General features: G+C 74.8%; 1 protein-coding gene. It reads left to right on the top strand.

The features are described from left to right. Positions 1–155: 155 nt before the first annotated feature. A partial coding sequence (locus ACFWI9_RS34005; protein ID WP_387169099.1) for an ALF repeat-containing protein occupies positions 156–2,002 on the top strand: 1,847 nt, incomplete at its 3' end.

The raw sequence follows: 2,002 nt of genomic DNA, 5'->3' as shown, positions 1-2,002 counted from the left end.
GGGCGTCGCCGGTGGGTGCGCCGGGCCCGTCCGGGGGGGCCGCCTCACGGCATACGACCACCCCGCCCGCCCGAGGCGGGCGGGGTTTCTTGATCCATTCGTCTAGGGGGTTTCCCGTGTGGGGAAGGTTCCGGCCCAGAGCCGGAAGGCTGCGCGTGAGCGCGGCCGGGAACGTACGGAAGGCCGTGTCGGCGGCGATCGTCCTGGCGGTGCTGGGCACCGCCACCGGTGAGGCCGCCGCCGCGACCGCCGTACGCGGCGAGCAGGCTTCGCTGACGCGGACGCTGGAGTCGCTGGACGGGCTCGCGGCGGCGCTGAAGCCGAAGCCCGGTGCCGCCGCGCCGGCCGTGAAGTCCGAGCTCGACCGCATCAGCGACGAACGGGACCGGCAACTGGTCGAGGACTTCGCGGAGTTCGACGAGGAGGAAGAGGTACGCGAGGCCGCGAAGAAGGCACTCGCGAGTGACGACCCGAATGCCATACGGGCGTTCCTGGAGCACGGCGAGGCCGAAGCCCGTCAGCGTGCCAAGGACAAGCGTGCCGGCGCGGACGTCGCGAACCGCGCGCAGATCGAGAAGCTGCGTGGCACCGGCGGCCCGTTCTTCAACGCCGAGGTCGAGCGGGTCCTGAAGGGTACGGCGCAGGACCGCGCCGACTTCCTGGCCTTCGGCGCGGACATCGCCAAGCAGCGCGACGAGGCGGACAAGCAGAACGCCGCCAAGCGCGCGGAGGAGAACCGCAAGCGCGTCGAGATGCTGGCGTCCGTGGGCGGTCCCGCGGTGAAGCGGGCCGCGCAGGCCGCGCTGGACTCCAAGGACGACGCGGTGATCGCGGCGTTCCTGGAGAAGGGCTATCAGGTCGCGGCGCAGCAGGACGCCGACGACCGGGCCGCCCACGAGAAGGCACAGCAGGAGGCCCTGGAGGCCGCGGAGAAGCTGCGCGAGCTGGCCCGTAAGGCCGCCGTAGCCGCCGAGGCCCGCACCAAGCTGATCGCCGCGCACGGCGACGCAGTCAAGGCGCTGAAGAACGCCTCCAACGCCATGTCGGCGGCGGCAGCAGCAGCGCGCCAGGCGGACCGAATGCTGGCGGCGGACCGGGCCGGTAAGCGGCTGTCCGACTACGCCCAGGTCAAGGCCGAGGTGTCGCGCCAGGTCGGGTACGCCGATGACGCCGCCAAGGCCGCACAGGTGGCTGCCGCCCAGGCCAAGGTGCAGGCCGACGTGCTGGTGGAGACCGGCCTTGAGCACGGTACCCAGTGGTCCGAGGTCGCCGCGGGCATCGCGGCCGCGGCGGACGCCGCGGTGAAGGCGAGCGTGACGGCACAGCACGCGGTGGACGCCACCGCAGCCGACGCCGCCGGCCTGAACGCCAAGAACCAGGCCGAGTTGCACGAGCAGCAGGCGAAGAAGTGGCGGGCGAACGCCGAGGAGCACGCCCGCGCAGCCGCCCGGCTGGCCGAGGCCGCCGAGACCCAGGCCAAGATCGCCGCGACCGCCGCGGCGCGTGCCAGGACGGCGCGGCTGGCGGCCGAGCAGGCGGAGCGCGAGGCGTGGGAGCACGCCCGCAAGACCCGTGACGCCCGCGTCGAGGCACAGCGCCAAGCCAAGATCGCGGCAGAGCAGCGCGCGATCGCGGAGCGCGAGCGCGACCTCGCGGCGGCGGCCCGGGCCCGGGCCGAGCGGGAGCGCGACATCGCCGCGGCAGCCCGGGCGCGAGCCGAGGCCGAGGCCCGTACCGCCTCCGCCGCCCGCGCGCAGGCCCAGGCGGCTGCCGCGACGGCCGCCGCAGCGCGTGCGGACGCCGAACACCAGGACGGCATCGCCGCCGAGGCGGATCGCAAGGCGCGGTCGGAGGAGACCAACGCACGCAATGCGCGCAACGCCGCGTACGCGGCCGAGCAGCGGCTTGCGGCGCAGGAGGCACGCGCCAAGGCCACCGAGGCGATCGCCGCCTCGGGCCGCGGCACGATCGACGCGGGCGTGGCCCGTGCCGCCGCCGACAC

This window comes from Streptomyces sp. NPDC127084 (assembly GCF_042724175.1).
Classification (GTDB): Bacteria; Actinomycetota; Actinomycetes; order Streptomycetales; family Streptomycetaceae; genus Streptomyces.
Note: the sequence above shows the minus strand (reverse complement) of the source record. Positions and strands in the feature narration are given on the sequence as shown.